Below are 12,334 nucleotides of genomic sequence, written 5' to 3' on the forward strand. Positions count from 1 at the left end.
TTACCAAAAAACCTATTATATATAACATTGTTCCTTTCTCCGTTTCTTATTGTTTAGCGAATCTATTCTGTAAATACTTCACATGTTTCTTCTCAATATCCTTACCGGTAATATTAGCTCGTAAAATAGTTTGGTAGATATGCTCAACCTCGTTCTTTGTTAGTTTCAGATCAATATAAGATTCGATACATTTTTTCAGATCGTTATAATATAAGATATGTTTATCTTTAGAATGAACATTTACTCTTTTTAAACTGCATTTTGGATGAAATACAGCAATAGAGATACACGGCAGCTGTTTTTCCATCACCCATTCAATTGCCTTTATATGTTTATAGTTTTGTCGAAATGGGTTTTGAAAAGAGGATTTCTTTCTAAAAATACCCTGTGACCACCTTGCTGATTTCTCACTTCCATCAATCCAGCCCTCGTAATTCTTTGTCTCTATAACAAATACACCTGTTTCCGCGATAACAATATGGTCAATTTGCGTTGTATCACCATACTCGGTATAAACCGTCACATCATGTAACACATAATAACTTTTGGAATCTAATTTTCCCAATATACGTTTCACAAATTTTCCCCCAGCTTTCCTTTTCCATTTCGGTACATGTTTTTTTAAAACGATATTCAAAGGAATCAGAATTACAATGAGAATCAGTTCGAATATCAATACTTTCATAATATAACTCTCCTTTTCACATTCTTGTGTTACTACGCATCAAATGATATATATACGTTTCTAATCCTAAAATAAAATATGAGATACATAAGCCTTTTATCACCATCTCTACGAATCCTAACGCTAAAGAAACAAGGAGCCCACCCCGAAACTGAAAAGGTCTAGTTACCCTTCTATTTACTGGCTTTTCAATGACACCAAAGTTAGCCCAGGTGGGTAAACGTTTTTCTACATTCTTTATTGTGCCCATTAATCCGTATTTTAGGGACAGAATGAAACAACCGATTAATAAATATATAATGGAAGAAAAATAGACAGATAGCCCCATAACAATAATTGTGAGCAGCCAACCGATTAAAATGGAATTTCGCAAAACAATATATTCTCGATTTCTTTTCAAAGCAAACAGTCCTTTCAAAATAAATGAGGTTATTTTCAATCGGAAAATTTTTACATTTAATTATAAGAATGATATGATACTCCTCTATTAATTTACGAACTAGCCTAAAGAGGATGGTAATAGATATGTTAAAGCTTATAGTAGATAATACGGTAACAGAACAAGAAACCGATTCAGCTTTTTCAAACCTTTTCACCTGTAAAAGTACAACTGTATTTCTAAGTTGCATATTATCTCCTATATTGCCGGAGATACTTGAAGAATATGAAAAAAGAAACCAAATAGATAGATAAAAGGTACAGAATGTAAATTCAGTACCTTTTATCATCTTTATATATAGGTTTTACATATTAGAAAATAGCCATGGAGCGAGTACTGCTAACATACACAGCAAACAAGATCCCGTTATAACACGGTTGGACCAACGGTAATACTCTGGCTGTTTCGTACTCTCATGAATTTTTCTTAAACGAATACCTGCGATTAGCATAAACGGTGTGAAAATAAGTGCTGTTGCTTTAAACAGGTTTAAAAAATCCGTAAAGATGTTCATAAACGAAACTACATCCGAACTGAACAAGAAGTACACACTCAGTCTCATGGACATCATACTAATAAATGAGAAAATCATACTTCCAGTTGCCCACTTCATCCATTGGCCATTCTTTGTAATTAACGCCATAACCATGACAATAATGCCTAATACGAATGAAATAGAAAAGATATTTACTCCTACCTTAAAAGCAGGTGCATACAAACCTTCAATCTTTTGTATGATCGATGAGCCAAATGAATCATCTTTCTCTGTTGTTTTCGTTCGATTGTTTAATCCCTCTTTAAAAGATGACGAAACATCGTTACCCTTTAATTCATTAAAATCTACTTTTACAGAGGCCTGAGCTTGTAAGGGGATAAAAAGTAAAGCCATTAAAACAAGCGTACATAAGATACCTATCATCCTTTTTTCTTGTATCATCACACATCCCCCGCTAATTTTGGTTTAACGCTCTTTAATTTGATTTGATCTCCTTCTGCAACGTAATAGAGATCTGCAGCATAATAGATATTTGCTTTTGTATATGCCCCCATAATTGCATTCGCGATTTCTTCCTTCTCTACTGCCATATATGTTTCATTTTCATTGTAAAATCCAATTTCAATTCGATTAATATTATTATTTAATACCGCAATATATAATTCTTTTAAGCTATCTAAACGATTTCCTAATCCACACACTAACTTAAATACTTTATTTGCAATTGTTGGTGGTTTGACATAAGTCGTATTGAAATGAATAGTTTCATCATCTATCACTCCATCCTCCTCAACTGTACATGTCATAATGAACGAATGATTTTGTTTTTCTATTTCTTGTTGACTCAACTTGCGATCAATGACATATTTCAAGCTTATTGATAGATTTTCTATATATTCATCCAGTTCGGTATTTGAAATTTTAACCTCTGTGAATTCTGGAAAAATCATGTAAGCATGTGTATTTGAACTACTTTTATTTACACGTAATACCTGAACTTGTTTCTTTTCATAGCGCACCGTTTGTTTTAATTTTTCTACTACGTTGTTGCTTATATGATCGATTGCCATATATTATCACTCCTATTTACTTTAATAAAATTTTTTCATACAATACTCATGATTTGATACTATTTATTTAAAGCATTGTAATATTACGAAGAGTTCTCAATTCTCCTATTCTAAGACTGTTAATCACCTCAATCTCAAAATATTTTAATATTACAATGACGTACAATGTCTCATTATAGTCGAATATCCTTATATGGTGAATTGTTCTATCCCACTCACTTGTACAAAAATAAAAAATATTTTCTCCTTGTACAAATGAGTGAGATAATGCTGTATTTCATGCTATCTAAGAAAAGATAACTAAGAAGTACATTCTTATATTTCCGAGTTATCTTTTCTTAGATGCAACTAATGTATAGAAATAAGATGAATCAATTTATAATGCTATATACAGCAGTTAATTTTCTGTTACTATTTCTCCACCTGTATGAATCCAATAGCCCTTGTTATTAGATATGTTTATAACGCAGGTGAATTCTTGCTCTCGTTCTACCACTTTAGCAGTCCATATCACAACCTGAAATTCTTCCTCTTCTGACACTAAATTTTGAACAGAAGTAGCATGTGCTGTGTCTTGTGGGATTTTCAGCTGTTCTAGTTCAGTAAATGTATCTTCATATCCTAATATCCCCCTAGTTTATCCATATTTCTGGAAAATGGTATGTCCTCATCAATTGGAAATGAGGTATCATATACTGTTTCAGAAGCAGGAGTAAAGTGAAAACTATTAACATGCTCCACTACTTCAGCATCAATTTCCTGTTCTAACTTGTTACTGAATTCTTCATCCAAATTCTGTTGAACAGTAATAGCAACTAAATCATATATACCTGCTACATCTTTTTCTAAGGTGATTTCTTTTGTTAGGACAGTAAAACGCTCTTGTTCCCTACCAATAGGTCTATTTTCTCTCGGGCACCAATAAACGGGACGTTCTACCGGTGTATTTTCTCTTTCTTCCCTCTTCGCTTCTTCTATTAGAAATTTTTTTCTTGAATTACGAACTACAAAAAATACATAACAAAATAAACCGATAAAAATGTTTGTAAACATGGTTTTCCCCTCTCGATCATGCAAATAAATCGAATTCAAATTTCCCATCGATTACTTTGCTTTTTCGTTCCATTTCTTTTGAGAAGTATCTACTTCTACAATCCATTTACCCTAGAATGCAAAATCTTATTTATGTATAAGCAGACGCTTATCCGCATTCAGTGTTTCCCTACTGTTAGTGTGGGTGGATAAAATCTCACCACTAAAACATTTCCTACACCCATAATAATTGCCCCCCAGTTCTTTTTTGCAATAAAAAAAGAAGATCCAAGTATATACATCACTCAGTTCTTCCTTTTCCCCTCTGTAAACTACCTAGATTTTATTAAAAGAGTAGTTCTTCACCTGTAATTTTAGATAGCGCATCCCTTCCAGCAAATATATCATCCGGCTCTTTGGATCACTGTCTTGTTTCCTGCTCTTTTGAATCATCTAATACTGTCCAAATGTTATCTTTTTTCATTTTCATATCTCCTCTTTCTTGTAGTTTGTTAAGATTCATAACCTAGCCTGCGAACTTGAAAACAGTACAAAAAAGGCTTCTTCAAGTCGATTAAAAATGTGCATAGCAAAATAAGCTATATATACACTAATCGGCTCAAAGAAGCCCTTTCACAATTGAAACAAGACGTAACTTGCTTCTACAACTCAACCACAACACAAGAAGGTGTGGGAATAAACGGAATCAATTAAACTAGCAATACAACTATATATTATATAATAACGTTATATATTTCAAGAAGTTTTAATTAAAGTTAACACTTTACCTAAAAGAATCCTTTTCCTTAAGCTTGTGAAGGACGATTGTCAAAAAGTATTAGGGTATTGCGTTAAAGGTTAATAATATACTTTCAACTTTATCTAAAAGTTTTCAAAAATTTGTCTTGTTAAACTTGGTTTTCTATTCATACTTATCTCCATAACTTGAAATAGTCCTTTAGGACAGCCATTGGTATTGGTGGATATTTACAAAAATCGCTATTGTATGTGAATTAAATTAAAATGACAATAAAGTTATTTAATTTTAAATCCTAAAATACATATAACCCCGTTCTTATTTTAAGAAGGGGTTAAAATATAGTCGTTTAATTATTATTATAATATACTTCACTGCAAAGATAATCGCTACACTTCACAGCACTACATACCATTCTTCGTTGAACTGTGTATGTCGACGGCGAAGGTCACGCTTTTCGGGCCGAACTCAGAACCTCTAAATAGTGCTGATTGTACATAATACCTAAGATGTTACCAAAGGGATCGATTACGGAAGCATTGACACTCCCACGGCTAAAGCCGCAAGTCCTACACCTTACGGTGTAACGGATGGGATTCTTGAATGACTAACCGTTCGCAGTTCATTTCTGTTTTGAACAGCCTTCAAGATGAGGGTGTGCCATCACCCCTCCTAAGACAGACCATATAGGTTCTTAGGCTGATTGACTATTACCATCAATCACAGTTGCGTAGCGAATGTTCATCGCCCCAACGATATCACGGTGCTTCTCAAATCCACATTGGCACTTATATTTTCTATCTTGTGCTTTGTTCTTTTTAGAACACTTCGGACATGTTTGACTTGTATAATAAGGGTTTACATATTCGGTCTTTATACCAACTAATTTCGCTAGACGAAAGAATGACCAAGTGTGTAGATTTCTTTCGTTTTTACGGCTTGTTCGTGCCGTCTGTCTAATGTTCGTTAGTTGCTCTAATCGAATGACAGAGATATTATTATTCGTTGCGAAATCAACGATTTCACGACTCACTTTGTGGTCTTGGTCTTGCATCCATCTTTGTTCTTTATCATCAAGTTGCCGAAGGGCATTCAATTTCTTGGCTTCTCCTAACTTTTTGCGAATACTACGAAACTTACGTTTCATATATTTATTTTGTCTACCGTTTCCGAAGAAACGAACCTTATCATCGTTTGTGATGGCCACTGCAGGAACTTTGAGACCTAAGTCCACTCCTAAAATCTTTGTTCCCATTTTTTCATTTGTAGGGATTGTGACAGACATTTGAGCGATCCATTTAGCAGATTTCTTTGTGATACGAAGTGTACCTAACTTATGTTTCAATAATTCAAAATTTCGATTGTATTTGCCAGTTAATAAAGCACGAATCTTGAACCGAGTTGACTTTCCATTTACCATAAAGGGCATTGAAATGTGTGTGAAGTCAAATGAATAGTTTTGATTATTCCACACGCAAACAGGTCTTTTTAGAATCGGAACAATTTTGTATTTACTCTTTTTCACTTTTGTAGAAAATACACTTTTGGCATCTTTAATCGCTTGATTTTTAACCGCGCTTGGAAGGTTGGCTTTAATATCCTTTGTACTTTTCTTCGTGCTTTTCTTCGCTTCAACCATTTCAGATACCAGTGTATTAATGAGTTTGATATAATCGCAACTACTTTGTTCCAATAGCCGAATTTGTTCTTTTGTCGGAAGCAATTTAACTTTGACCGTGATGGTTTGTGTCACAAGTTTCACCCTCTCGTTTTTTGACTTTCAACATAATGTTGTATTGTTTCACTTGATACATTCCCAGCCGTAGAAATAAAATAGGAACGTGTCCACAGACTTGGCAAATGCACGAGATGAGAAAATTCTTCTCTTAAACGCTTCGACGTCACGCCTTTAACTTTCGCCATAATGTCCGCAGGACTAAGTGTTGGTAGTGCATTTAAGAACAAGTGGACATGGTCTTTGTCACATTCCATTGCAATAATAACAATATCTAGTTCGTTACATAGCTCTTGAACCAACGCTTTGAAACGTTCTTCTACTTTTGCGTTAAGAAAAATCTTTCTTCTGTATCGTGGGCAAAACACAAATTGGTAGTTAATTAAGGAAACGGTTGTTTTGGTTTTTCTATAATCATTTATCATACTTATAATGTATCAGTTCGATTACAAAACTGCAACGAGAAAAGTGAAAAATTAAAGGATACTCACATTTTGGATACCTAAAGTGCCACAAACCTTGCGTTTATTTAGTAGCACTCCGTATCCAACCTCACTTTCATCCCATGCCTAAAGGCGATGGGCTTTCTCGTTCGGGAAGGACTGTAAGGTCTCAATCTTGCCACAGAATTAGATTTAGACGATGCTTTAAAAGCAATTATTGAAGCTGAACATAGGCTACAAAAGTAAATAACATTAAAGTAAATTAGGGGGATTTTCAAACACTCGGGATGACTTTATTTATACTTTGATTGTTTGGATCATCATATGTTTGGAAGAATTCTTCCGCTGCCTGTTTACCAGATGCTATTAATTCCAGTTGCTTCTCTTCTGAAATATTAAAATCTATCGCCGTTACCCCTACTGTGTTAATGTAAATAGTTCGTACAGTATCATCTTTATGTAAATGCATACTATCCTGCCCTTTCACAATAGTCCCCATTAAATTCCAAGTAAAATCAAAAAAGTTGTCTATTTCGTGAGAGACTGGTGCAGCAATATTCCTCATTACATCTATTTCTACTTTTGAATCTAAACGAAATCCTAAAGTCTCTTTATTATAAACCTGCACATCTTCCAAATTAGCACTAACTCTTTCTGCAGATATTGTTTCTAAAAATTCTGCCGCTCTTTCATAATAAGAAGTGACTTCATAATGTTTTTCATCTAATACATACTTTTTTTGGTCAAATAATCTAACAGGGTAATTATTTAGTACCCCTCCATCTACAAAATATTCCCCTTTCCAAACAATGGGTTCGAAAAAAAATGGAATAGATATAGAAATTCTAACCGCTTCTGCTACAGGCATATCAGGTGTTGTTTCATGTGAAAAAGTTACAACTTGTCTAGTTGAGACATTTGTGCCCTGGAAATATATTTCTTTTCCTGTTATTTTGACTATTTCTTCAAAAGTTAAATCTTTATCCTTCATTTCTTCTTTAATAATTCCTTTTTGAGCCCATTCTACCATCTTTGGTTTAATGATATCTTCTTTTATCCATTTTAAAAACTCATCCCCTTTGTATCTACCATATCCACCTACTAGTAACCGAAATGTATCTATAATTATTCCATCATCATCTTTAAATTTTTCAAATTGTACCTTCTTTAATTTTTCCGTTAGATCCTTAACTGAGTATCCTAGTCCCAGAATTAAAGCTGTAATTGCACCCGCAGATGTACCTCCAAACCTTTGAATATTTGACAATATTTTTTTGTCATTTTCTAAATATTCTAAGGCACCTACATATCCAATACCTTTAATTCCGCCTCCTTCAAAAACCAAATTTTTAAAAGGGTAATTCATTTAAATTCCTCCTTGAGATTTTCTTTTGTGCTTCCGACATTAATTTCATTCAATCTAGAATATGTACAATAATCTAAATTTAAATATTAAGAAAAGATGTGAACTATTTGTATCGTCCTGAGATATCTACTAGAAATTATTTAGCGCTCTTTCATATCTTTTTTTGTAACAGAGACACTACCATATGTTTTGCTTTTTTACTCCCTCTGGTTTTAAAGGACAATCGTAATCATTATCTTCCGCTTCACCATGGCGAATAATAAATATTTTTCATTCATTATTCTTTCCTCCAATACTGGTCAATAAGGCATATCAACATATATACTCACCTACTTTTTATATTCATATTCATTTTGATAATTAATATATTTTTATATTAATTTTTATATAAAATATAAGATTGCAATATTAATCGCTATTAGATATAACAACAATATAAATAAAGCAACTCTCCCCATCCATGCGGAGCAAGTCGATTACATATTTGCTTGACTTGTTCTTTTAATGATGACATTATTTTCTTCCTTTCATGAAAGAAGTGGAGCAATACATACTATTATCACCAATATATTAAGTTCTTTAATTTCGGATAACACACTTAATGATTGGAATATATCTCATTCTTAGCTCCTGAAAAAATATCACTTAAATGAAGTACTAGGAAACACGGTTGATAGGTCTATTAATATAATAAAATCTACATAAAATCATTTACAAATATCAATTTTACAGTTCTCAAGACATAGGATTCTATACTCTTCCTTTTTCTAAAATTTTTCATTTTTATTATGAATAGATTTTGTGATTTAACAAACAATATATCTTGAATGAACAATTTTATTAAGGAAAAGGAGTGATAAATATATGTCAAATATTTATCAGGAAATATGGGATGCAGATATGCTTGGAAATGGGATACAACCTACATTTAATAAAGATAATGTAGATAACAACAAGGGCTATGTATTAGTTGAACCTACAAAAGTTAGAACAAAAGAAGAAAAACAAGACCATATGTTAATAAAAGAAGTACACATACCAAATAGTAAAATACGATCATATGATTTAGTTAAAAAATTATTTAATAATTTCTTTTTAAATCCACACTTAAGAGAAGATAATACTGTTGAAGAACAAAAAGAAGTAGATGAACTTTTAAAGTATGCTATACAATCTAATCCTATGAAGCTTTGTAGAACTTTTGTTGAAACAAGAAAAGGTACGAGTTTATCTGATGAACAATGGTATACGTATTTGCATAACATATGGTTTTTACAGTTCAATAGTAGCTCTGGTGTAAATCTAAGTGGATTTGAACATGTATTCGTTGGAGAAAAAAAGAAAAAAGGCAGTAGTCTAAATGGATATCATTTCTGGTATAAGTATTATCTAGAAGATCAACTCGGAGAAAATGATAAAATTACCTATTTAGGTCCACGAGATAAAAATTCAGTTCCCGACGTCATTACTTTTGCTTTCACGTTAGAAGCTTCTGACGCTCAAACTGATAGTACTTTACTATATAAACCGAAGGGTGGCTTTTTTATAGGTATTAGTCCCGAAGGATTATTAGCTTTAGGAGCAGCTCGTTTTGCTGACACACTTAGCGAACATCATACAATTGAGTTAAATAATCAAAATTATGACTTAGTATTATATTCTTTTGGAAAACGATCTATGAGAACCTTCTTTCCTATGTACCAGTAAGAAACTTTTCTATATTTTTGCCACTAAAAAACAAAGATATAGTACCTTATTAATCAATTTTGTAAAATTATTATGCTCAAGATAATAAAGATTATACGTCTTATGTGAAATAATTAATTTTTCACCTTATAGAATAATCCTAATAATAGATTAGAAAACCGAACATTAAAACTACCTATTTTCTTTATTTTTTAAAGTCCCGTAGTGTATTTCACTAATTCGATTAAGCATAATTATTAATAATCTTTGTATATTGATAAAAAACTTGTTTAGTTTCTATCTATTTAATTGTGTTTTTATCATTGAGTTAAATACTCTCAAAAAAAGTGAGTATTTAACTTGATGAAACTATTCACTAACAGGTAATTTTAAATGTGGAATTTTACTCAACAAAGAATACATCGATATAAATTCGTTACATCCGTATATACAGTTGAAGTAAATTTTGGGATATCTTCCCCCTTCTACTGTACATATCCATTCAGAGAGATTAGAAAATAACGTTTATATTCTTCATAATCAATTGAAACATTAAGCAATAAAAACGCTACAAGAATTTTTATAAAAAATGGGATAACATCAAGGGAGGTACAAGACAGAAATGAAAAACACGAAACAGCAAGACCAAGAAAGCATAGTACATTCTAAGAAGCCGCTGATTGCCACGCTCGAAACGAATTTAGAACGAATTCAATCTGAGGAAAGAGCATATTATGATGCAGCACGAGATGAAGAGGATATCAAGAAGTATTATACAGGAATAAATCCTCATGAAACGAACGGCAAGGCTTTATTTCAGCAACTCTCTGAATTGCTAGAGAATACACACAGCACAAAAGTACGCTATTCCAGTAGCGATGAGCATTTAAAAACATGGGTCGATTTACATGCAGATGGTTCCTTCAGAAGCATTTACTCTGGAAAAGAGGCAGAGCCTAGAGTTGTTATTGAGGAGAGTCTTACGCAATTAACAGCAGATGAAACTACATTAACAGGGCACATTGCAAACATCGAACACGTAGTTCCGCAGTCTTGGTTTAATAAGCAAGAGCCTATGAGAGGAGATATGCATCACTTATTTTACTGTGAAAAAGAATGCAATAACCGAAGAGGTAACAAGGTGTATAAGGATTTCACCGACTACAACCCAGAGGAATTCCGTACAGAATGGGTACGCGATGAGTGTGGAAAAGGCGAAGGCGGAAGCGGCGAGCAAGGCGGCTCCTTCGAACCAGAATATGGTAAGGGTTTCGTAGCCCGCGCGATGCTATACTTCTTCCTGCGTTATCCCGATGCCATAGATGCAGATATTCACGGTAAAATCGATACAAACGTGTTGCTTCAATGGCATAAACAGGATCCTCCAGGACACTTGTACGAAAAGCATCGCAACCAAGCAATTTTCGACATTCAGGGAAACCGCAACCCTTTAATTGATCTTCCCGAGCTGGCGGAGATCATCGATTTTGGAGTATTTCACCAATAACATTAAAAGAAAGGTTTTGATTCTATATGTCAGTAGCGAATCGGAATGAGGATACAGTCAATCTGCTACCCTTTCAAACAGAAGAAGTCAACCGGCCAATCAAGGAAATCCCTAAAGGTGTTCAAATGATCCAAGCCCCGCAATTCTGGGAAAATGGTAACTATGGCCAAGGTGTAACCATCGCCGTTCTTGATACCGGCTGTGATGTTAATCATCCCGACCTGCGCGACAGAATTATCGACGGGAGAAATTTCACCGATGATGACAACGGAGCTGTTGACAACTATAAAGACTATAACGGTCACGGAACCCATGTTGCAGGTACCATTGCTGCTTCCAAGAATGATAACGGGGTTGTCGGAGTCGCTCCTAAAGCAAACCTGCTAATTCTCAAGGTACTAAATCGTCATGGTTCTGGTAAACCAGAATGGATTGTTCGGGCCATAGAATACGCCATTCAGCAGAACGTCCATATCATCACCATGTCGTTATCTACCACCAAAGATAATCCGAAGATTCACAAAGTAATTCAACAAGCGGTCGGACAAGGTATTATCGTCACCTGTGCTGCTGGTAACGGTGGGAGATCCGAATTGCGCTACCCGGCAGGATATAACGAAGCTACCTCCGTCGGTGCAGTTGATTTTACCGGCAAAGCAGCCGATTTCCTATCCAGCAACAACGAAGTGGATTTGACAGCTCCCGGGGTAAACATTCTGTCTGCATACCCCCTCGATTTGGTATCGGATCCGAGTAATCCGTACAAAGTATTATCTGGTACCTCGATGGCTACACCTCATGTGGCCGGGGCTTTGGCGCTTTTGCTGAATTATTGTAAAGCCTCTGATCAATTCAACCGACAGCTGACAGAGGATGAGTTGTATGCACAGCTGGTCAAGCATACTGTTCCCTTAGGTACGGAAAAATCGATAGAAGGAAACGGACTGCTATTCCTTACAGCTCCAGATTTACTTGCGGAGTATTGGAAGCAGAATCCACCAGATTTAACCCCTTATCTTTAATCGAACATTGGGAACTCTTTTCAGTTGAATTAAAGTAACAAAATATACAACAGGGCGTATTTCGTATGGAGCATGCCCTGTTGCTAGACTAAATTT

General features: G+C 34.2%; 10 protein-coding genes and 2 pseudogenes. 3 read left to right on the top strand and 9 right to left on the bottom strand.

Going from position 1 to position 12,334, the window contains the following annotated elements:
- Positions 1–46: 46 nt before the first annotated feature.
- The 9 genes and pseudogenes from AC3WTI_RS21940 to AC3WTI_RS21980 all read right to left on the bottom strand — a co-directional run bounded on the left by AC3WTI_RS21940 (position 47) and on the right by AC3WTI_RS21980 (position 8,023).
- Positions 47–685 (bottom strand): nuclease-related domain-containing protein, encoded by a 639-nt coding sequence (locus AC3WTI_RS21940; protein WP_097841908.1) that lies wholly within the window; start codon positions 683–685, stop codon positions 47–49.
- 16 nt (positions 686–701) lie between these two features.
- On the bottom strand, positions 702–1,085 hold the full coding sequence (locus tag AC3WTI_RS21945; RefSeq protein WP_097841907.1) for a hypothetical protein: 384 nt from the start codon (positions 1,083–1,085) through the stop codon (positions 702–704).
- Positions 1,086–1,428: 343 nt separating this feature from the next.
- On the bottom strand, positions 1,429–2,061 hold the full coding sequence (locus AC3WTI_RS21950; protein WP_142305925.1) for a hypothetical protein: 633 nt from the start codon (positions 2,059–2,061) through the stop codon (positions 1,429–1,431).
- A complete protein-coding gene (locus AC3WTI_RS21955; RefSeq protein WP_097841906.1) occupies positions 2,061–2,690 on the bottom strand; it encodes a hypothetical protein in 630 nt (209 codons plus the stop codon). The genes AC3WTI_RS21950 and AC3WTI_RS21955 overlap by 1 nt, the downstream gene beginning before the upstream one ends.
- 328 nt (positions 2,691–3,018) lie before the next feature.
- Positions 3,019–3,743, bottom strand: a pseudogene (locus AC3WTI_RS21960) (hypothetical protein).
- Positions 3,744–4,927: 1,184 nt separating this feature from the next.
- A pseudogene (locus AC3WTI_RS21965) lies at positions 4,928–5,029 on the bottom strand (VOC family protein); the annotation flags it as partial.
- Positions 5,030–5,173: 144 nt separating this feature from the next.
- The gene (locus AC3WTI_RS21970) at positions 5,174–6,232 is read right to left on the bottom strand and encodes an RNA-guided endonuclease TnpB family protein (RefSeq protein ID WP_097841905.1); all 1,059 of its coding nucleotides are present in this window, start codon (positions 6,230–6,232) and stop codon (positions 5,174–5,176) included.
- A 5-nt stretch (positions 6,233–6,237) separates the two neighbouring features.
- Entirely contained in the window at positions 6,238–6,639 is a 402-nt protein-coding gene (gene tnpA / locus AC3WTI_RS21975) for an IS200/IS605 family transposase (RefSeq protein ID WP_097841904.1), read from the bottom strand.
- 292 nt (positions 6,640–6,931) lie between these two features.
- Positions 6,932–8,023, bottom strand: coding sequence for a patatin-like phospholipase family protein (locus tag AC3WTI_RS21980; protein ID WP_097841903.1), 1,092 nt, complete (start codon positions 8,021–8,023; stop codon positions 6,932–6,934).
- An 864-nt stretch (positions 8,024–8,887) separates the two neighbouring features.
- Between AC3WTI_RS21980 and AC3WTI_RS21985 the strand changes: the two genes are divergently transcribed.
- From AC3WTI_RS21985 to AC3WTI_RS21995, 3 genes are all read left to right on the top strand, one after another.
- Positions 8,888–9,730: a hypothetical protein gene (locus AC3WTI_RS21985; RefSeq protein WP_097841902.1), complete on the top strand. Its 843-nt coding sequence runs from the start codon at positions 8,888–8,890 to the stop codon at positions 9,728–9,730.
- Between the two features lie 601 nt (positions 9,731–10,331).
- Positions 10,332–11,216, top strand: coding sequence for an endonuclease I family protein (locus AC3WTI_RS21990; RefSeq protein WP_097841901.1), 885 nt, complete (start codon positions 10,332–10,334; stop codon positions 11,214–11,216).
- Positions 11,217–11,242: 26 nt separating this feature from the next.
- Positions 11,243–12,238: a S8 family peptidase gene (locus AC3WTI_RS21995; protein WP_097841900.1), complete on the top strand. Its 996-nt coding sequence runs from the start codon at positions 11,243–11,245 to the stop codon at positions 12,236–12,238.
- Positions 12,239–12,334: the final 96 nt, after the last annotated feature.

It is taken from the genome of Bacillus sp. EB106-02-03-XG38, assembly GCF_058792175.1.

Bases quoted from the DNA above. Each gene is read 5' to 3' on its own strand.
- AC3WTI_RS21980 (WP_097841903.1), bottom strand. From the start codon at position 8,023: ATGAATTACCCTTTTAAAAATTTGGTTTTTGAAGGAGGCGGAATTAAA.
- AC3WTI_RS21995 (WP_097841900.1), top strand. From the start codon at position 11,243: ATGTCAGTAGCGAATCGGAATGAGGATACAGTCAATCTGCTACCCTTT.
- AC3WTI_RS21955 (WP_097841906.1), bottom strand. From the start codon at position 2,690: ATGGCAATCGATCATATAAGCAACAACGTAGTAGAAAAATTAAAACAA.
- AC3WTI_RS21985 (WP_097841902.1), top strand. From the start codon at position 8,888: ATGTCAAATATTTATCAGGAAATATGGGATGCAGATATGCTTGGAAAT.
- AC3WTI_RS21950 (WP_142305925.1), bottom strand. From the start codon at position 2,061: ATGATACAAGAAAAAAGGATGATAGGTATCTTATGTACGCTTGTTTTA.
- AC3WTI_RS21990 (WP_097841901.1), top strand. From the start codon at position 10,332: ATGAAAAACACGAAACAGCAAGACCAAGAAAGCATAGTACATTCTAAG.
- tnpA (WP_097841904.1), bottom strand. From the start codon at position 6,639: ATGATAAATGATTATAGAAAAACCAAAACAACCGTTTCCTTAATTAAC.
- AC3WTI_RS21940 (WP_097841908.1), bottom strand. From the start codon at position 685: ATGAAAGTATTGATATTCGAACTGATTCTCATTGTAATTCTGATTCCT.